The organism is Adlercreutzia sp. CNCM I-6216 (genome assembly GCF_977113345.1).
Window position 1 is genome coordinate 1 of record NZ_CDSBIE010000005.1, and the last position, 18,781, is coordinate 18,781.

At 58.5% G+C, this 18,781-nt stretch carries 20 protein-coding genes; 11 read left to right on the forward strand and 9 right to left on the reverse strand.

Annotated features, from left to right (window positions below; all coding sequences use genetic code 11):
• Nucleotides 1-82: 82 nt before the first annotated feature.
• From ACYVRU_RS05860 to ACYVRU_RS05875, 4 genes are read right to left on the reverse strand one after another with little or no spacing between them, the layout of a single operon-like run.
• Entirely contained in the window at nucleotides 83-3,514 is a 3,432-nt protein-coding gene (locus tag ACYVRU_RS05860; RefSeq protein WP_461185828.1) for an ABC transporter ATP-binding protein, read from the reverse strand.
• Nucleotides 3,515-3,552: 38 nt separating this feature from the next.
• Nucleotides 3,553-4,167 carry an MptD family putative ECF transporter S component gene (locus ACYVRU_RS05865; RefSeq protein WP_015760586.1) on the reverse strand — a complete coding sequence of 205 codons (615 nt, stop codon included), beginning with the start codon at nucleotides 4,165-4,167 and terminating at the stop codon, nucleotides 3,553-3,555.
• 50 nt (nucleotides 4,168-4,217) lie between these two features.
• Nucleotides 4,218-5,633 (reverse strand): ABC transporter ATP-binding protein, encoded by a 1,416-nt coding sequence (locus ACYVRU_RS05870; RefSeq protein WP_086414765.1) that lies wholly within the window; start codon nucleotides 5,631-5,633, stop codon nucleotides 4,218-4,220.
• Nucleotides 5,630-6,307: an energy-coupling factor transporter transmembrane component T gene (locus ACYVRU_RS05875; RefSeq protein ID WP_015760584.1), complete on the reverse strand. Its 678-nt coding sequence runs from the start codon at nucleotides 6,305-6,307 to the stop codon at nucleotides 5,630-5,632. The genes ACYVRU_RS05870 and ACYVRU_RS05875 overlap by 4 nt, the downstream gene beginning before the upstream one ends.
• Before the next feature lie 196 nt (nucleotides 6,308-6,503).
• Between ACYVRU_RS05875 and ACYVRU_RS05880 the strand changes: the two genes are divergently transcribed.
• From ACYVRU_RS05880 to ACYVRU_RS05925, 10 genes are all read left to right on the forward strand, one after another.
• Entirely contained in the window at nucleotides 6,504-7,541 is a 1,038-nt protein-coding gene (locus ACYVRU_RS05880) for a helix-turn-helix domain-containing protein (protein WP_015760583.1), read from the forward strand.
• 777 nt (nucleotides 7,542-8,318) lie between these two features.
• Nucleotides 8,319-9,323 carry a permease gene (locus tag ACYVRU_RS05885; RefSeq protein ID WP_114539416.1) on the forward strand — a complete coding sequence of 335 codons (1,005 nt, stop codon included), beginning with the start codon at nucleotides 8,319-8,321 and terminating at the stop codon, nucleotides 9,321-9,323.
• A gap of 157 nt (nucleotides 9,324-9,480) precedes the next feature.
• On the forward strand, nucleotides 9,481-10,425 hold the full coding sequence (locus tag ACYVRU_RS05890; RefSeq protein WP_114549294.1) for a permease: 945 nt from the start codon (nucleotides 9,481-9,483) through the stop codon (nucleotides 10,423-10,425).
• A gap of 51 nt (nucleotides 10,426-10,476) precedes the next feature.
• Complete coding sequence (locus tag ACYVRU_RS05895; RefSeq protein WP_302683489.1) at nucleotides 10,477-10,839, forward strand: thioredoxin family protein; 363 nt, start codon at nucleotides 10,477-10,479, stop codon at nucleotides 10,837-10,839.
• A gap of 97 nt (nucleotides 10,840-10,936) precedes the next feature.
• Nucleotides 10,937-11,212, forward strand: a complete 276-nt coding sequence (locus ACYVRU_RS05900) for an ArsR/SmtB family transcription factor (protein WP_114539525.1) — start codon at nucleotides 10,937-10,939, stop codon at nucleotides 11,210-11,212.
• 965 nt (nucleotides 11,213-12,177) lie between these two features.
• Entirely contained in the window at nucleotides 12,178-12,567 is a 390-nt protein-coding gene (locus ACYVRU_RS05905; protein WP_302683488.1) for a hypothetical protein, read from the forward strand.
• 154 nt (nucleotides 12,568-12,721) lie between these two features.
• The gene (locus tag ACYVRU_RS05910; RefSeq protein WP_302683557.1) at nucleotides 12,722-13,402 is read left to right on the forward strand and encodes a DUF3800 domain-containing protein; all 681 of its coding nucleotides are present in this window, start codon (nucleotides 12,722-12,724) and stop codon (nucleotides 13,400-13,402) included.
• A 97-nt stretch (nucleotides 13,403-13,499) separates the two neighbouring features.
• On the forward strand, nucleotides 13,500-13,715 hold the full coding sequence (locus tag ACYVRU_RS05915) for a hypothetical protein (RefSeq protein ID WP_417179393.1): 216 nt from the start codon (nucleotides 13,500-13,502) through the stop codon (nucleotides 13,713-13,715).
• Nucleotides 13,716-14,285: 570 nt separating this feature from the next.
• Nucleotides 14,286-14,567: a Fic family protein gene (locus ACYVRU_RS05920; RefSeq protein WP_231699577.1), complete on the forward strand. Its 282-nt coding sequence runs from the start codon at nucleotides 14,286-14,288 to the stop codon at nucleotides 14,565-14,567.
• A 29-nt stretch (nucleotides 14,568-14,596) separates the two neighbouring features.
• Nucleotides 14,597-14,956 carry a Fic family protein gene (locus ACYVRU_RS05925; protein ID WP_231699578.1) on the forward strand — a complete coding sequence of 120 codons (360 nt, stop codon included), beginning with the start codon at nucleotides 14,597-14,599 and terminating at the stop codon, nucleotides 14,954-14,956.
• Between the two features lie 226 nt (nucleotides 14,957-15,182).
• On the opposite strand, the gene ACYVRU_RS05930 is transcribed toward ACYVRU_RS05925, so the two are convergent.
• The 4 genes from ACYVRU_RS05930 to ACYVRU_RS05945 all read right to left on the reverse strand — a co-directional run bounded on the left by ACYVRU_RS05930 (nucleotide 15,183) and on the right by ACYVRU_RS05945 (nucleotide 16,908).
• Nucleotides 15,183-15,473 (reverse strand): addiction module antidote protein, encoded by a 291-nt coding sequence (locus tag ACYVRU_RS05930; RefSeq protein WP_114549300.1) that lies wholly within the window; start codon nucleotides 15,471-15,473, stop codon nucleotides 15,183-15,185.
• Nucleotides 15,474-15,485: 12 nt separating this feature from the next.
• A complete protein-coding gene (locus ACYVRU_RS05935; protein ID WP_114549301.1) occupies nucleotides 15,486-15,782 on the reverse strand; it encodes a type II toxin-antitoxin system RelE/ParE family toxin in 297 nt (98 codons plus the stop codon).
• Nucleotides 15,783-15,852: 70 nt separating this feature from the next.
• Nucleotides 15,853-16,260 carry a hypothetical protein gene (locus ACYVRU_RS05940; RefSeq protein ID WP_114549302.1) on the reverse strand — a complete coding sequence of 136 codons (408 nt, stop codon included), beginning with the start codon at nucleotides 16,258-16,260 and terminating at the stop codon, nucleotides 15,853-15,855.
• A 219-nt stretch (nucleotides 16,261-16,479) separates the two neighbouring features.
• Nucleotides 16,480-16,908, reverse strand: a complete 429-nt coding sequence (locus ACYVRU_RS05945) for a peptide-methionine (S)-S-oxide reductase (RefSeq protein ID WP_114549303.1) — start codon at nucleotides 16,906-16,908, stop codon at nucleotides 16,480-16,482.
• 82 nt (nucleotides 16,909-16,990) lie between these two features.
• Here ACYVRU_RS05945 and ACYVRU_RS05950 point away from each other — a divergent pair, with 82 nt between their 5' ends.
• Entirely contained in the window at nucleotides 16,991-17,515 is a 525-nt protein-coding gene (locus ACYVRU_RS05950; protein ID WP_114549304.1) for a type IV toxin-antitoxin system AbiEi family antitoxin domain-containing protein, read from the forward strand.
• A gap of 217 nt (nucleotides 17,516-17,732) precedes the next feature.
• Here ACYVRU_RS05950 and ACYVRU_RS05955 read toward each other — a convergent pair whose 3' ends face one another.
• A complete protein-coding gene (locus ACYVRU_RS05955; RefSeq protein WP_461185829.1) occupies nucleotides 17,733-18,695 on the reverse strand; it encodes a DUF5692 family protein in 963 nt (320 codons plus the stop codon).
• Nucleotides 18,696-18,781 lie beyond the last annotated feature (86 nt).

An 18,781-nucleotide genomic window follows, 5' to 3' on the forward strand; every position in this document is an offset into this window, starting at 1 on the left:
GCCGCCGGCCAAAGTCCGGTAGCGCGATCGGCGCCTGTGCGGTGGCGCGATTGGCGGGAAGCGGGGGCCCAATCGGCGATTATTACGGTAGCGCTAACACGAGCGAGGCGGTCGCCTCGTCGAGGAGCACCACGGGCGCGTCTTTCAGGAGAGCCCTCGCAATGGAGAGGCGTTGGCGCTCCCCGCCCGAGAGGGAGGCGCCGTTCTCGCCCAGCACCGTGTCGAACCCCTGGGGAAGCCTCTCGATGAACTCCAGGCAGTGCGCCGCCCTTGCAGCCTCGGCCACCTCTTCGTCGGAGGCGCCTTCGCGGCCGATGCGAATATTGTTCGCAACCGTGTCGTCGAAAAGGACCACGTCCTGGAAGACTATGGAGACGTGCGCGAGCCACGATTCCTCGGAGAACTCGGCGATGTCCTTTCCAGAGCAGAGGACCCTGCCGCTGTCGGGCTCCCAGAATTTGGCCGCCAGCTGGGCGCAGGTCGACTTGCCCGAGCCGCTCGGCCCGACGAGCGCGGTGACTTCCCCCTCGCGCGCGACGAAGCTTACGCCGTGGAGCACCTCTTCGTCGCCGTACCCGAACCGGACGCCCTGGAAGGACAGGTCGTGGCCGGGCACATCCGCCGAGGCGGACCCCCTCGCTTCGGGCTCGTCCATGACCGCCTTGATGCGGGCGGTCTTCGTCGAGAGGTTGAGAAGGTTGGGCAGCTGCGAGACGAGGGCGAGGATGGGCCCGTAGACGCGGGAGACGATGAGCAAGAACATGAGCAGAACCATGAAGTCCACGCCGCCGGAGGCGAGAAGCACCGCCCCGACGCAGGCGGTCAAACCGACTCCCGAGCGGAGGATGGCGCTCGCGAGGGAGACGGAGACGTCGACGGCGAGCTCGACCCGCATCGTCACCCTCTTGAGCTCGAGCATCGCCTGCTCCATGGCGGCGGAGTCCTTGCCCACCGCCCTGCAGGCCCTCATGTCCTTGATGCCCTCGAGGTAGTCCTGCACGCACGCCAGCGCATCCAGGCGGACGCGGTTCTGCCTTTCGAAAAGGCGCGACTGATGACGGCGGCTCAAGGCGATGACCCCTGCCGAAAGCGGAAGCGTGACCATAACGCAGCAGGCGAGCCGCCAGTCGAAGAATGCCAGCATCGCGCAGATGACCACGGTCGACACGATTCCGGCGATGAGCTGCGGGAGCGTCGACGAGAGCATGGACTCCTGCGCCGTCACGTCCCCCATGATGCGGTCGGCCACGTCGGTCGTGTCCCGGCGGTTGAAGAAGCTCATGGGCAGCTTCCTCAGGTGGTCGGCGAGGCGCAGGCGGGTGCCTTCGGACTCGGTGTACGCGGCCACGTAGGTTTTCTTGTAGTCGTTTCTCGAAGCGACGAAGACCACCACCATCCCCGCAAGCCCCACGGCGAAGATCGACCAGAGCGCGGCGGCGTCGAACGGCTCGCCCGCAAGGGTCCCCACGAGAGCCGCGAACGCGGCGACCGTGCAGACGAAGGGGATCATGAGCGCCAGATCGCTCAAGGTGCAAGCAATGGCCGAGCGCTTGAGGCCGACGTAGCCCTCGTCGGAAAGGTTGAACGTCCTCTGAAGCCAAGGCGCCCTGCCGCTCGACGGCTTGCCGGGTTTCTCCGCAGGGTCGTACTCCTCGGCGGAGACGCCCTGCGTTGCATGCGGGGCGGTCGCTTCGGAGGATCGGGTGTCGTCGCGCGGGGCCGCTTCGATGCCCCATTCGACCGCTTCCGTGTACTGCCTCCACATCTTCGCGTACGTCCCCGATGCGGCGAGGAGCTCTTGATGGGTGCCTTCCTCGACTTTGCGCCCGCCGTCGAGCACGACTATCTTGTCGGCACCGACGACCGTGGAGAGCCTGTGGGCGACCATGATCACGGTCTTGCCGGCCATGAGCCTCTCGAACGCCTTCTGGATCAAATGCTCGTTCTCGGGATCGGAGAACGCGGTCGCCTCGTCCAGCACCACGATGGGCGCGTCCGAGATGATCGAGCGCGCGATGGCTATCCGCTGCTGTTCGCCGCCGGACAGGTGCACGCCTTCGGAGCCTATTACCGTGGCGTAGCCATGGGGAAGGCCGTTTATGAACGCGTCCGCCTGGGCGGCCTTCGCGGCCTCGACCACCTCGTCGTCGGTCGCCCCCGGCCTGCCGCGCCTGATGTTCTCCGCGACGCTCTCGCGAAAGAGGTGGGAATCCTGGAACACCAGGCTGAGGCTGCCCATCAGCTCATCCTGGCCCATCTCGCGGACGTCGACGCCGCCGACGAGAACCTGGCCCGAATCGACGTCCCAGAAGCGGGCGACGAGGTTCGCGAGGGTCGATTTGCCCGAGCCGCTCGGCCCGACGACCGCGCACACCGTGCCGGCGGGGATTTCCAGCGAGACGTTGCGCAACGCCGGCTCCGCGTCGTCTTCGTAGGAGAAAGTCACGTCCCGAAGGGACACCGAGGCGTCCTTCGGGGCTTTCGGCGCCTCGGGACAAGAGAGCTCTTCGATGCCGAGCACGGAGTCGATGCGGTCGATGTTTGCCTGGGCGAGCATCCCGTCCTCGCTCACGTAGAGGATCTTCGTGAACACGCTCGATATCGAATGCACGAACAGGAGGTAGAAGACGAGCGAGAGCACGAACGTCGGCCAGTCCTGCGCGCCCGGGGCGAGGAGTATGCCGACGGGCAGAACGAACAGGTACGCGTTGTTGAGGACCGCCGTGAAGCCCGGCATGGAGTTCCTGAAGAAGAGCGTGACGTCGAGGGAGAGGCCGGTGTAGTCCTTTATCGCGTCGGAGAGGCGCTTGAACGAGCGCGCCGTCTGGCCGAAAGCCTTCACGACGCGCATTCCGCGGACGTACTCCACGGAGGCGTTGCCCATCTGCTCCTTGACTTCCTGGTAGCGCCCCATGCTCGCCATGACGCGCTTGTCGGCATAGCCGGAGAACTGCACGACGCATGCGACGGCGACCGCCGCCAGCGTGGCGACGCCGAAGCGCCAGTCGAAGACGAAAAGCAGCGCCGCCAAAACGACGGGCGCGGCGGCGGTGGCCGCCAGGTCCGGGATGGAATGGCCGATGAACTGCTCGATCCCGCCGACGCTCTCGTCCATGACCTTCGAGATCCTACCCGTGCCGAGCCGCGCTATGTGCCCAAGAGGGATCCTCCCGAGATGGGCGGCGATATCGAGCTTCGTGCGGTACTGCGCGTCGAACGCCGCGGCGTGAGAGCACAGCAGCGCGGCAAGATAGCACCCCACGTCAACGACTATGCCTGCCACCGCCAAGCCCGCGTAGCCCGTCATCGCCGAAACGTCGACGGCGGCCAGGTTCGGATAGACCCCGACCGCATCCCTAATCATGAAGTAGATCGCCACGTATGGGACGAAGGACGCCGCCGCGGATAGGACCGCCAGCGCCATGGAGGCGAACACGAGGGGCTTTCTTCTCCCCGCGAACCGCAGGCAGCGGGAAAGGGCCCCCGGCTTCCTTCCTTTGCTTTCCTTGCTCATTGAATACCTCTTCTCTCATGTTGCTTTGAAAAAGGGCGCTAGGCGATTCCCGCGCGCTCGAGGTGCTTCTTGAACACCGCCCGTCCGACCAGCGAGCCGATGATGCCGCCCGCGAAGGTCACGACCGCGATGATCGCGAACGTCTCGGGAGTCACCGTGGACAGAAGGGCTTCCATGTAGGCCGGGTCGATGCTGTTGGACCCCATCAGCTCGCGGTAGTAGTCCTGGGAGGCGAACATGGGAACGAAAAGGCCCGCCGCCCAGCAGGTCTCGAAAAGCGCGTACCCCACGGCGACGCCTGCGAACCTCCCGTACCCGAGCGCTTTCCGCGCCAGCTCGGAGACGGCGCCGCCGACGGCGAGGCCGAGCGCCACGGGCCATCCCGACCCGATGACGAAGATGACCACGGCGAAGACGAGGGCCATGATCAGCGAGGTTCCTGCGCGCGGCACGCGCGCATGCATGTAGACCCAGACGATCCCGGCGGGTATCGCCGCGATGGCGCAGCAGCCGCAGTACGCCACGACGCTCATGGAGGTGATTCCCACGACGAGCATGCTCACCACCATGAACAGCAGAGAGAAGACGCCGAGGGCTATGAGGTCCCTGGAGCTGAGGCTGCCGCTTTCCTTCTGTTTTGCTTTTGCTGTCATTTCCAAATCCTTTCTTTCATAGGAATCCTTCTCAGTCTTTGCAGGCCGGCTCACTCGATGAGCACGATCTGGTCGCAGGCCTTAGACAGGAACTCCGTGTCGTGGCTGACGACCGCCACCGTCTTCCCGCGAGACGCCTCTTCGCGCAAGATGAGCGCGAGGCGCTCCATGTTCCGGAAGTCCAGGCCGCTCGTGGGCTCGTCGAGGAGAAGCGCCTGCGCTCCCGATTCCGACGCGATGGCGCAGACGCACCGCTGCTTCTGCCCTCCCGAGAGCGATGCGGGATGGCGGTCGGCGACATCTCCCAGGCCGAACTCCTCCAGGACCGCTTCGAGACGAAGTTCGTCGACGTCGGAAGGAGACGGGGCCGCGGATGCCAACTCGTCGCGCACGCTCGGGCGAAAGAGCTGGTAGTCGGGGTCTTGCATGACCAGAAACGCATGATTGGGTCTTCTCTTGGGAGGGACTACCGAGCCTTGGAACCGGACATGCCCGAGCTCTTCTTTCTTGATCCCCGCCAGGCACTTGAGCAGGGTTGACTTGCCTGCCCCGTTTCGCCCGACCACGCCGACGACCCTCCCGGGGTCGAACGAGACGGTAATCCCCTCGAGGACCGGCACACCCCTCTCGTACCCCGCATAGATTCCCCTCGCCTCGACGGCGGGAAAGGCGGAGGCGGGACGGGAAAGGCGCTGCATCAGGTCGGCGAGCTTCGGCGGCTCGGAGGATCTGAGCCCGCAGGACTCTCGCTCCGCGTCGGACAGCCCCAGGAATCGCTGCGCGTCCCATTCGGCGGCGACGGAACCGCCTTCGAAGAGCAAGTACCGGTCGGCGACGCTCGCGAGGTAGGAGAGCCTGTGCTCGGCGATGATCACGGCAGACCCGCTCGACTTGGCTTTCGAGATGAAGGAGGCGAGCTTCTCCATGGAGGGAGGGTCCAGATTGCTCGAAGGCTCGTCGAGGACGTAGACGCTCGGCTTGCAGGCCCATGCGCTCGCGAAGGCCACCGATTGCATCTGGCCCCCGGAGAGCTCGAAGATGCCTCTGCCCATCAGGCACTCTATGCCGAGCTCGCGCACGACGTCGCGCACGCGCCTGTGCATCTCCTTCCTGGGAACGCCGAGGTTCTCCATGCCAAACGCAATCTCGCCGGTCGTGTCGAGGTTGAAGAACTGGGTGCGGGGATTCTGGAAAACGCTGCCCGTCAAAGACGAGAGCTCCCAATCCTCCAGGTCGTCGATGTCCCTGCTTGCTACAAGGATCTCCCCCGTCCGGCTGCCCTCGTAGAACCCTCCCGCCAGCCCGTTGACGATCCGGGTCGCGGTGGTCTTTCCGCAGCCAGACTCCCCGCAAAGAACGATGCATTCGCCCGGTGCGACGGCAAGGCTCACGTCGTCGACCGCCGGGGCATCGAACCCCGCATAGGTGAAGGAGACGCTTCTGAGCTCGACGGCGTTTTTCGTCACAGCAGGCCTCCGATCCCCTGATTGACCTTCACGGCTACGAGAAGCGAGCAGCAGATAACGAGGAACGCGAGCGACAGGAAATCGACCCGTCCGAACCGGGGCGCGTTGTAGGAGGTCTTCCTCCCGGGCCGGTCGATGCCGCGCGCAACCGCCGCAGCAGCGAGCTCGTCTGCGATCTTGGCGCAGCGCAGCATCACGGGCACGACCGCGGATTCGAACATCAGCGCCGGCTTCGAAACGAGATTCTTAAGCGAAAGGGCGAGCCCCCTCACCCTCATCGCGTCCGCTACGGCAGAAGACTCCTCCTTGAGCGTCGGAAAGAACCGCACCGCTATCACCAGCGGAACGACAACCGTCTTCGGCAGCCTCATCCCGTAGAGGGCGGCCGTGAGGTCGCCGATCTTGGTGGTAGTCGCGAAGACCGCCGCGAACAGGCAGATGGGCATGCAGGTGCGGCAGGCCAGGGCGAACGAGCCGAGGGCTCCGGCGGCGTTCGGCGGAAGCATCGTCGTGACCCAGAAGATGCCCATGAGAAAGAGATAGGCGAAAGAGAAAGAAGCCGCCATCCTTCCGCGCCCGATTGCGAAGGAGAGGAGGACGACGACGGCAAAGAGGACCGAGCCCAGAACGTAATCCTTCACGATAGCCCCGGTCGCTATGAGCACGACGAGCATGGCCACCTTCGTTCTGACATCGATGTCCTCCGCGAGTGTTTTCCGTGTTCTTCTTCGCAAAACCAGAGAGCCTTTCTTTTATCGCTATAATTGACAAAGAAATGTTAGCCTTGGTTAATATGAATCAGGTTGCACCTGGAGGGAAAAGTCCGAGCGCGCAAGAATTGCGTCCGAACGCGAATAAAAGGATCGGAAGATGTACGACAGGGAAACGATGTTCTCCCACGCCGCCCAAGCCGCGGCGGAGACCTTTGCGGCCTCGCTTGAGCCAATCGGCCTCGTCTTGGCGGACGGTTGGAACGGCGAGGGAGCCCTCTTCGAAGGCGACGGATGCCGATGCGAGGGGTGGTACTGGGCGTGGGAGGCGCGGCGGTTCTTCTCCGTCGTCTGCTGCGATTTCACTTTGAAAGAACCCCTGCCCTTCTGTTTCGATTCTGGCGGTTATTTCGCCGTCCGCCGCGAAAGACATGGCCTCATGCCGCAATCAAGCGTTTCCGCCTTTCTGGAAGCAAAGCCCAAGACAAGCTCGATCCTGCTTCCAAAAGAAGCGAGATTCTCTTACACGGAGATCGAGTACTACGACGAATACTGTCAAAGCGTCTTCGGGGAAAGAATCGACAAGGCGCTAAAACCGCTAGCGACCAGCCTGAAGGGTCTTAGGAACCAGGCTTCCTGGGATCCGGAAATAGCGGAGATGCTCGGCGAGATAACTCCAAGGGAGATCCCGGGGCCGGAAGCGAGCCTCCTGTATTCCGGAATCGCGAACTTGGTGATGGCAAGGCTGCTCAGGATGGGAGAGAGCCTGTGCGAGGGAGTGGCCGAGCAGGACCGCCTTTCGATCGCGAGAGCCGTATCGTACATCGAGAACAACCTAGGCGGTGCGATCAGGCAGAAGGATCTGCTCGAGGCCGCGAACATGGGGTCAACCAAATTCAAGAAGACATTCAAGCAGGTGACGGGATTGACAGTGACCGAGTTCGTCTCCTCGGAAAGAATCGAGCTGGCGAAAAGACTGCTCACCGACCATGATATGAGCATAGACGAGGTAGCGCATCGTTGCGGGTATGCACGAGCAACAAGCTTTTCCGCCCTCTTCGCGAAATCGGTCGGCATGCCCCCACGCAAGTGGAGATCGATCGCGAAGGTCGCTTTCGATGACGACCCGGAATCGAAATTACTGGGTGTTCTCGCAAGCGGGCGCTCCTGCGTCAGCGAGGCGGAATCTCATTCTTAGCTATCTTCGGAGACGTCGTGAGTTTGCCCTGAAATGACAGCGAAATCCTTCTGAAGAGCGAACTTGCCCCCTTTGAGTTTCGATCAGAATGATGCTTGGCAAGCCGACTCGAAATGAAGGGCATCAAGAACCCTTATCGTAGTCGCGTTCTCGATGGGTGTTTCATTCGAAAGAAAAGGATTCAATCGAACGGGGATAGCGGGTTTTCGCAGGCCGCGCACCAAATCCATCCTTCGTCGAAACTCAGGCGTAAAACTCACGAAATGGCAAAATGAAAAGAGCTGAGTTTGGGATGAGTTTTCTCTGAGAGAGGCTAACCGAATACAGCTGACAACGAGAAAAAACCACGGATAAAACGAGGACAAAATCGTAAAAATGAAACACTATTGTTTTATCGAGTGGGAGTGAGTTTTACCAGTTCAGAGGCGCTATTTTGCTTCACCATTACTTTCTAATTCTTTGTAAAACTGTGTAATTCTCCACAAGGATTTTGCAAGCCACTCGATTATCCTCTCACTTTCGATTTGATTGAAAATGACCCGTCAAAGCCTTGACGGGTCTTTCTTTTCCCGGTTCCAATACTGTATATTGGCGGCTTCTGGAGTGCTGTGCCTAGAGACAATGTTTCAAATATGCGCTTAGATTTCAGATTCCTTAGCTTTATAACTTTGAATTGTTTTAAGAATCCAGCGATTCATAGACTATACATTGACACATTTCAATGTATGAATATACTAAGCGTATTACATAGACGGTTATCGATGTAAAGGATTTATAATGGAAGTGGTCGGCTCGTACCTTATGGATCAGGTGCTCAAGATGCAGTGGCTTTCGGATCTTGTGACCATGCTCGTGGGCGCATTCGGTTTGGACGTCAACTCCCAATGGGGAGGCACGATACATTTCCTCATCTACGACACCGTCAAGATAGTCATTCTGCTCTGCGTGATGATCTTCATCATCAGCTACATTCAGAGCTACTTCCCGCCCGAGCGCAGCAAGCGCATCCTGGGGCGGTTCAAGGGCATCGGCGGCAACATCGTAGGTGCTTTGCTTGGCACGGTGACGCCGTTCTGCGCCTGCTCTTCTATCCCGCTGTTCATCGCGTTCACGCGCGCGGGGCTCCCGCTCGGGGTGACGTTCTCCTTCCTCATCTCGTCTCCCATGGTGGACATCGCCTCCATCATCCTCATCATGAGCATCTTCGGCCCGCACGTGGCCCTCATCTACACGGTGGTGGGACTCGTGATCGCAGTGGCGGGGGGTACCGTCATTCAGCACCTCCACATGGATGACCAGGTGGCCGACTTCGTGCGCGGCGAGGCGGTGGACGCCGTGCAAGCCGAGACGATGACGAAGCAGGAGCGCGCGACCTACGCACTCGGGCAGACGGCGGAGACTTTCAAGAAGGTGTTCCCCTTCATCCTCCTGGGCGTCGCCATCGGCGCGCTCATCCACAACTGGATCCCGCAGGACATCGTCGAGGCGGTCTTGGGCGACGGCAACCCGTTTGCCGTCGTGCTCGCGACGCTCATCGGCGCTCCCATCTACGCCGACATCTTCGGCACCATCCCGATCGCCGAGGCGCTCTTCGGCAAGGGCGTGGGACTCGGCACCATCCTCGCGTTCATGATGAGCGTCACCGTGCTCTCGATCCCCTCGCTCACCATGCTCTCGCGCGTGGTGAAGCCGAAGCTGCTCGCCACGTTCGTCGGCATCTGCCTTATCGGCATGATCATAAGCGGGTACGTGTTCAACTGGCTGCAGCCATTGTTCGTTTAGGAGCTCTTATGTGCAGGTGCAAGAGAAGACATAGATGCAGGTCGGTGTAGGCCTCCCGGGTTTCAATTGACGACCGTATAGCTGATTCGATTGATTGCGGCCGATGGGCTTTGGGCCATACCCCTTCCCATCGGCATGCGAGCCCAAGGAGGCATAGATGTTCGACAACTTATTCACCGTGGAGAACCTGCTCAACGTTCTGGGCGCGTTCGCCTACCTGTTCGGGGAGCTCTTCCTGCTCTTCATCGCCATAAGCTTCTTCGTGGCCCTGTTGCAAGTGTGGGTGTCGAAGGACCGCATCAAGCGCATCCTCTCTCGTCCCCACAAGGTCACCAACGCCGTGCTCGGCGCGGCGCTCGGGGCGGTGACGCCGTTCTGCTCATGCTCCACCATCCCCGTGCTGGTGGGGCTCTTCAAGAGCGGCGCTCCGTTCTCGGGAGCCATATCGTTTTTGATGACATCGCCCATCCTCAACCCGGCCATCATCGCGCTTTTGCTCGTGTTCTTCGGGCCCGTTCCCACGCTGGTTTACACCGTCATCACCTTCACGTTCGCGGTGTGCGTGGGGCTTCTGCTCGACGCTCTCGGGTTCTCCCGCTACATCAAGAACGTCGCCGTCAAGGGCGGGTGCTGTGGAGGCGACGAGGTCACCTGGGAGAACCTGAAGGGGACGTTCTGGCAGAAGCAGGCTCAGGCATGCAAGTACGCCTTCAAGGACGCCATAGGGCTGTTCAAGGGGGTCGTCGGGTGGCTGCTCCTCGGCGCGGGCATCGGAGCCTTCATCTACGGATTTGTTCCCACCGAGCTTCTGGAAGGGCTTGCCGGGGCGGACAACCTCTGGGCCATCCCGCTTGCCGCCGTGATCGGCATCCCCATGTACATCCGCGTGGAGACGATGATCCCCATCGCGGGGATCCTCATGGAGAAGGGCGTGTCAGCGGGCGTCGTCATCGCGCTCATCCTGGGCGGCGCGGGCTGTTCCATCCCCGAGGTGTCGCTTTTGAACAGCATATTCAAGAAGCCCATGGTGGTGACGTTCGTGCTGTGCATCCTGCTGGTGGCCATAGGCACAGGCTTCGCGTTCACACTCGTCATGCCCTAGCGGCATGAGAAGCATATAGCAATGAAGGCCCATTAGAGAAAGGATAGGAAGATGGGACTGTTCGAAAAGGTGTTCGGCAAAGAGGACAAGAAAGATAGCTGCTGCTGCGACATGGAGATCGTGGAGGTACCCGAGGGCGAGGAGGCACCTGCGGCATGCGAGTGCGATTCATCTGGGGCGGATGCAGTCGTGCTGACCGTGCTGGGGCCGGGATGCAAGCGCTGCCACCAGCTCAACGATAACGCGCAGGCCGCCGCATCGAAGACGGGCGGCGCGGTGAGCGTGGAGTACGTCACCGACCCGGTAGCGATAGCCGAGGCGGGCATCATGGCTACGCCTGCGCTTCTCGTGAACGGCAAGGTCGTCTCGCAGGGCAAGGTGCTCGCGCAATCGGAGATCGAGGAGCTCCTGTAGGCGGAAGCCGCTATCTGACGGGGTGCGTTCTGCGCTTGACAGCCGTAACATCCTGATTGAATATATAGATAAGCATCAATTTCTAAGGTTTGGAATCATGGAGACAGAGAAGACAGCGCTGCTATTCAAGGCTCTCGGAGACGAGAATCGCTTGCGTATCCTAAAACTTGTATCCCAAGGAGAGGATCTCTGCGCCTGTCGTATTCTCGACGAGCTCGACATCACCCAGCCCACCTTGTCTCATCACATGAAGATATTGAAGGATGCCGGTCTGATCAGCGCTAGGAAGCAAGGGCGCTGGATGCACTACTCGATCAGCGAGAACGCAATCAACAAGGGCGTTGAGTGCCTACAGCGTTTTCGAACGGAATAGGCACTCTAATTCGCGACTAGTCTAGTTCATGGAAGCTGCTGGAGGCTTTTCTTCTGCTGAATGGCCGAGGGCATCCCTCGGCCTTTCTTATGCTCTGCTATCTCTGCCTTGACCTAAGTCAGTCTAGTCTCCGCAGAACAATGGCTCTCGCATGGCGGCTAATGGCTTGGATGTGATGTTTTACAGTGATTTGGCCTTCGGAGACACTGAACTCATCGTGAACTCACTTTGAACTCATGGTTTTTCGTTTGCGCAGTTCAGGACTTTACACCCATAGTCTGTTTTTATTCCTGCGTTATTCCTGGGTATAAATGTGAGTCCTGTATAATGGGTAGTTGAACTCAACATAAACATGTGCAGAGAGTTTCGGCTGGTCAGACAAAGTGTTTTCTAGTTTTCTTATTTACTCCCTCATGCTAAGACTAGAGATTGCGAAATAAGTGAGTTCAAATTGGTACTAGGAATGCTCGACACTAGTCGGACATCCTATGATGAGGTGATACGAAATGACTCTGCTCGAACAATTATCCGCCCCTAAAACTATCGAGTGGGAGTGAGTATTGCCAGGTAAGAGGCACTATTTGGCTTCACTAGGCAGCTTCGCGGCAAGGAGGCCATAGATGGCTGCCTGTTCTAGTTTTCGAGAAGTGTCGCCTGCTCAGAATCACTGTGACAATTTGTCACAGTGATTCAGGGAGGTCATTCGATGGGATGGATAATAGCGATACTTGTCATCGGGTTGGCAATAGCCGGATTGGTTGGAGGAGCTGTCTTGCACCCGCCACTCTACGGTCTGTTCATCGCCTCGATACTGATTGTTCCTCTATGGCTCGGGTCTTCGATCGTCAACGGCATCATAGATGCGATCTTCGGAAAGAGGCGATAGGCCATAGGGTGTGCAAAAGTGGCTCTCCGTGCCTGCCGTTATAATTACATGTGAAGGAACCATAAACGAGGGAAACAGCTTGGCCGACATCAGATGCAGGAGATTCTCGGACATTCTCAGAACCAAAGAGGATCACTACCCATATTCAGACAGGTACATAAGCGAGGTTCACGACTCGTCCACCAAGACGGGAAGGACCGAGCGCGAGCACATGGTCGAATGGTTTCGCGCGAACGAGACCAAGGGAAGCGGTTCGTACAGCAGGCAGACTCCGAACTCCAGCGCGAGACGATGCTACAACAGCCTGATGAACGCAGCCTCGCTCCTCTGGATCGCCGAGGCTGTCGGTATAGACGAGCTTACCGTGAAGATTGCATATGAGGCTGCTGTTGGTGCCGGAGATTATCGCCGAGCATGCGGGGCGATTCGAAAGATCATCACCTGGGACATGATCTACGCCTGCGTATAGCCACGAGAGGTCACGATTTCGTGTAGGGCGGAATTGTCTGTTGTCGCAGGGGCTTGCAGGCCTTATAATGTTCAGCAACGGACTGGTCGAATAGATCTTGGTCCACCCTGCGGCGGGGATATTCCCCGCCATTTCTATATCTAGGAGCAAAACCGTGTCTGACCTTGGGATATTCATCGACGAATCTGGAGACGTAGGGTCGAACTCCGAATTCTATCTGATCACGATGGTATTCCATGACCAAGCATCGAGCATCGAACAGCAGGAGCAAAAGCTTTGCTACGAGCTCGATCTTCTGGATGTGCATCCTGAAGAAGCAGTCCATTCCGGGCCCATAGTCCGCAAAGAGGACGAATGGAAGGACGTCGATCTCGAAAAGCGCCGCAAAGTCTTCTTCAAGATGTTCTCGTTCGTGAGACTTTGCCCTATCAGCTACAAGACGTTTTCCGTCAGGAAGAGGGAATGCGCCGATCGGTTCGCGCTGAGGGGGCGGCTCGCAAACGAGTTGGGTTCTTTCCTGAGGGACAACCTCGCTTTCTTCCAGGGCTTCGAGTCGGTCATCGTGTACTACGACAACGGGCAGGCGCTTGTCACGGACCTCATCAACACCGTGCTTTGCGCGTATCTGACGAATGTGGATGTCCGCAAGATAGCTCCCTACGAATACAGGCTTAGCCAGGCGGCGGACATGGTCTGCACGCTGGAGCTTATGCGGGAGAAATCTGAAAATGGCGCAGGCATGAGCAAGTCCGAGTTCATCTTCTTCGAGAGCAGGCGAAGGCTCAGTAAAGTGTTCCTAAAGACGCTGAAGAGACTGGAGTTTCCCAAGAGCTAGCTCACCGGGTGAACCGAGCCCCCTCGTGACATTACCGCCGCAGCCCCAGCCAGAGCGCGCGTCTTCGCAAACGAGTACTTGAGATAGGAGAATTACCATGGAGTCACCCAGGGTCCTGCCAGAAGCGGGCGACAGGGTTCGATTCGAATTCGACGGAAACCTCATCTCCGGTACCGTATTCGTCGTCGATCCTAGGGGTGGCGGCGTTTGTTTCGGTGTTTGCCCCAGCTGCGATGTGAGAGCCGATGACGGCACGCTTTACAAGCATGTTCCCATCAACGAGGTCGTGCCTTTATCGGTTGAGCAGAAGTAAGTTGGCGGGCCCCTTCTTCGCCGCATGCTGGATCTGGGCGACAAATGGGCAGTCGATGCATGCTGCCAAGCGGTTTGGAGCGATTTTGCTCTGCGAACCGGCTCATAAAGACCCTGTACTCACTTGGAACTCACTTTGTACTCAGCGTTTCACGTTCTGCCTGTTCGTGCCTTTACACCCCTATGCTGAATTTATTCCTGAGTTATTCCTGGTAATAAATTTGCGGAGTAAACGATCGGGATCTCGGCATTTTTGTACACTCAGCATTTTCGAAATAGGAGAAAACACCTGTTCACAGGTGCTTTATTGTAACGCCGTATTTATTCCCTTTCCGAGGTGTGTAAAACGGGGATTTAAGGTGAGTACAAAACGATACTGTTGATTTGCTTAACTAGGTGGACGTCATGATACAGGTTGGACGACATAACATGATTTGATACGTATTGTACGCCTGACGGCAAAAACTACGATTGAGTGGGAGTAGGGGTTCTCCTCTTTCCTTTGACGCTTGATCACCCTAGCGGGTGCTCTCCGTAACGAGGGCACCCGCTTCATTATGAGGAGCGCCCCGTGGATGCCCTGCAATTCACGCGCGATCACCAGGCTTATTTCGAAGACTACGTGACACGCAGCACATACCACTCGAACGCCATCGAGGGCAGCACGCTGTCCTTTGCCGAGACCTATGCCATCCTCTGGAACGACAACACCATGAAGGTGACGGCCACGGCTCGCGAGCTGTACGAGGCGATCAACCACAAGTACGCCCTGGCCACGGCATCGGAAAACATGGACGACCCTCTTTCGGAGCGGCTTGTCAAGGCTATAGCGCGGGATTCAACCGCAACATAAGCGGCATCGACGACTATCGTCACGGCCAGGTGATCATCCGCGGGGCGGAGCACCTGCCGCCGGCCGCCAATCAAGTGAACCAGCTCATGATGCAGCTCGTGTACGAGTACAACCACGACGAGGGAGGGGACCCCTTCCTGCGCGAGGCTCGCTTCCATGTCCGCTTCGAGAGAGTTCATCCCTTCGAAGATGGCAACGGTCGGACAGGTCGCATCCTCGTAAATCGCGGTCTCATGCGCGCCGGCCTCGCCCCAGTAGTGATTCTCGTGGAAGAGCGCGCTGCCTACATGGACTTGCTGGCGCGCAGCGACTACGATGGTCTGGCCGCCATGCTGCGCCGCCTGTCCGAGGCGGAGACCGAGCGTATGGAGAGATTCGCCGAGCTATAGCGGCGTTTGGCGCAAGTGGCGAAAGCTATTCCGCCTTTTGAAGATACTTCGTCATGAGCTCCCTGGGGATGTGGCAGTAGTCGTCGGGGAACTTGTCCAGCCGGTCCTGGTACTCCTCGGCGCTCGGGGCGTAGCGGGCAAGTGGCAGGATCTCGACTTATTCATGCATTGCTCCATTGGAAATATAATGAGCAGTCGCAGGTGTGAAGGACTAGGATCCATCTGCTTAAATTTGGGCTGAGGGGGCTACATCCAGTTTTAGTCCAAAAGCCCTTAAGATTTTCTGTACAGTATCGAATGAAGGGTTCCCTGTGGGCGAAAGTGCTTTGTAGAGGCCGTCGCGCGTGATGCCGGTTTCCTTTGCAAGTTGCGTCATTCCCTTTGCGCGGGCGACGTCGCCAAGAGCGGCGGCGATTACGGAAGTGTCGCCGTCTTCAAAAGCGGCATTTAGGTAGGCCGCAATGTCGGCTTCTGTTTCGAGATAATCGGCTGCATCCCAGCTTGTCGCTTTCTTCATTGCGGACTCCCATCATCTGTACTCGAGGTTAAGCTTTTTTGCTTTCGCGATGTCTCGCTGTTGCGATGATTTGTCTCCGCCGATGAGGAGCAAGACCACCGCATTGTCCCGTCTTGCGTAATAGAGGCGATATCCAGGCCCGTGTTCGATGCGCATCTCATAAACGCCGTCACCAACTGATTTAGCGTCTCCGAAATTTTCCGTTAGTGAAAGGCGCCGTATTCTCACGAGAATACGTGCTCGCGCCTCAACGTCTTTGAGTCGTTTGAGCCATTTCACGAACTCGTTTGTTTGCAGGACGGTTATCATCGCTCATGCTCCTTAAGTGTATACTATGTTATACATGTAGTCAATCGTTTGAGAGATGAGAGCTTCAGTTTCATGCGTCTTTTCCTCCCTCTTGGTTGTCGTCTATGTCGGCGAGGGAAACCACTGCGTAAACCACTCGCGATCGGGCCTCCCTTACGCGGCGATAGGCGGTTGCTCGTCCCACGTCGAGCGTTTTCTGGATCTCGGCGATGGGGGCATCGAGAAGCCATTCGTCCATTTGCGCCTGGGTCATTTCCGAAAGTTCGCTGTCTGCCGGAATGGTCTTTCTCTTCCGTCCGGCATTGCGCTTGTGGGCCTCATCATCGTATTCAAACACCAGCGCTCCGCCGGGCAGCGCATCGGGAATTGTGAGGCGTACGCCCATCGTGGCGAGGTCTTTCTTGAGAGTGTTGAGGTCTTCTGCCGCAGAAGCATCGATCTCATCGCTCAGGGGTATTCGGATGGTGCGCTCACTCATTGTCTCCCCTTCTTTCTGTTTTGAAGCATTGTATCATAATTAAAATTGATACAAAGCATAAAAGGAGAGAGAGTCAAGCCAAGGAAGGAAGCGCTTGATTCGAGGAAGAATTGGCTCGGAAGAGGCGAGATGACTTGAGGTCACAAACCGTGACCTCAAGTCATACGGCAGCAAGCTCTCTTATTGCATTTGTGCAGATGGGCCGTAGAACTACTCCTTCTAAAGGTGCTTCGTCATGAGTTCCTTGGGGATGTGGCAGTAGTCGTCGGGGAACTTGTCCAGCCGGTCTTGGTGTTCCTCGGCGCTCGGGACGTAGCGGGCAAGCGGCAGCACCTCGACGCGGATCCGGTCGCGGTCGGGCCTCGCCCGCATGTAGGCCTGCGCCTCGCGCAGGTGGGAGGGGTCCTCGCTGTAAACGCCGGTGCGGTACTTCTCGCCGACGTCGGCGCCCTGCCGGTTCACGCTGTAGGGGTCGATGATCTCGAAGAAGTAGCCCATCAGCTCGGTCACGGTCACGCGGCCCTCGTCGAACGTCGCCTTGACGCACTCGGCGTACCCGTCGTAGGGCCCCTCGAGGTCATCGCCGGCCCCGTTCGGCCGCCCCGCCTCGGTGGCGACGAGGCCGGGCAGCGTCTGTTCTGCCTTCAATCTCTATCTCTCTGGGCGAACGCGGCCAATTGTTGATTTCTTCCGATTGCCAAAAGGTATACACAAGTGTTAACCTTTTGGCATGGCGCATTTCGATGACATATATGAGTTAGCGGCCGACAATTACGGTCTGATCACCTCTGCTGAAGCAAAAAACCTTGGCGTTGCGAAATCCGAGCTAAATCGATGGGTCGGTATGGGAAGACTTCTTAAGCGAGGGCAGGGAGTGTACAAGCTCGTTCGCTATGTGCCCACGGAATACGACAGGTATGCGGAAGCTGTGGCTCTTGTCGGGGATGGCAGCTTCCTTTTCGGCGAAGCAGTGCTCGCAATGCATGGGCTGGCCCTTGCCAATCCGAGGCATATCAGCGTGGGAACGACAAAAAGAGTGAGAAGGGAGCTTCCCGAATGGGTCCAGCCTGTCACCGTGTCTGGCAGGACGGTAACTAGCTACGAGGGCATTCCCTCACAAAGCCTCGCTGAGGCGATATTGGAGTGCCGTGGAATAGTGATGGGGGAGCGGTTAAAAAGTGCTGTCGAAGACGCAAGACGCGAAGGACTCATCACTAAAGACGAGTTTGAGCACCTGAGAAAGGAGCTGTCTTGACTAGGTCTTGTGTGGCTGCAGGGCGCGATTGGGAGATTGGATATAACGCTGCAGCCGAAGGATTGGATATCCTCTCGTTTGATGATGCGATCACTTGGGTGAATCATCTTATTACGGCTATCGATTCATCGCGAGACAGCTAGCGCGTACGCCATTGTGGGGCTACTCTTTCGGAAGGTATTTCCTCGTGAGCGCCTTCTGGATAGGGCGGTAGCTGCTACTCGTTCTCCTCCACAATGCGCTGGTAGGTCTTCGTGTCGGCGTAGATCTGGTCCTTCAGCGGGTTGAGCTTCAGTTTGCGGATGCGGTAGAGCTGGTAGGCCGCCAGCGCCACGTTCGACGCCAGCGCGATCAGGCTCACCACGAAGAACGCCGTGGGGTTGTGCGTGGTCGGAATGGGGGCGAGCACGTCGGCGAACTGGGGCACTGTCATCACGAACATGATCCACAGTGCCAGTGTCTGCGCCTGATGCTGCAGCCATGCACCGCGCTTGATGAAGAACGTCGGGATGGTGCAGGCCAGAAGCAGCGCCAGGCCGCAGTAGGCGGAGTGGTCCGAGATGCAGTTGTAGGTGTAGGCGAAGTTCCAAAGGTCGTAGGCGATGATCCAGGCCCAGATCATGTCCGGCCAGATCATGTCCTTCGAGGGATCCTTCGAAATGAAAATGCCGAACCAACCGCAGATCGTGAGGATGTTCAAAATGCCCGCGATGCCGTTCATGATGTTCCACGGGCCCGATATCGTCCAGAGGTTCTCGACGACGCCGCCCTGCCACAGCCCGAAGCTGAACACCTGAAAATCGCGGATGACCGCCTCGGCGATGTTGATCGCCAGGATGAGCGGCGGGAAGCACAGCGCCCAGCGCTTCTCGTACAGGTAGTGGGTCTTGCCGTCCTTGCCGCGCCATTTCACGAAGCGCAGGGCGATGAACCCGAGGCACCCTGCCAGCGCGGAATAGGTCTTCACCCAGTTGAACCAGGTGCCTGTGCCGTACTCGTTGCCGGGGGCGGCGGTTACGGGCCACACAAACAGGGTGAGCGCAATCGGCACGACCGCGAACAGGGCGAGCCCGCACCACAACTTGACGCGCCCCAGCTCGTTGAAGGCCATCAGGGAGAAGAGAACGAAGAGCCAAATGACCCAGTAAATCGGATCGGCTGCTTGATAGAGGATGCCCATGGGGTCTCCTTTCGTCGGCATGTGCCCGCGCGTTTCAGAAGCGGGAATGCGGCTTGCGATGCGCCCGTGTACGGGTCGGTTTGTTT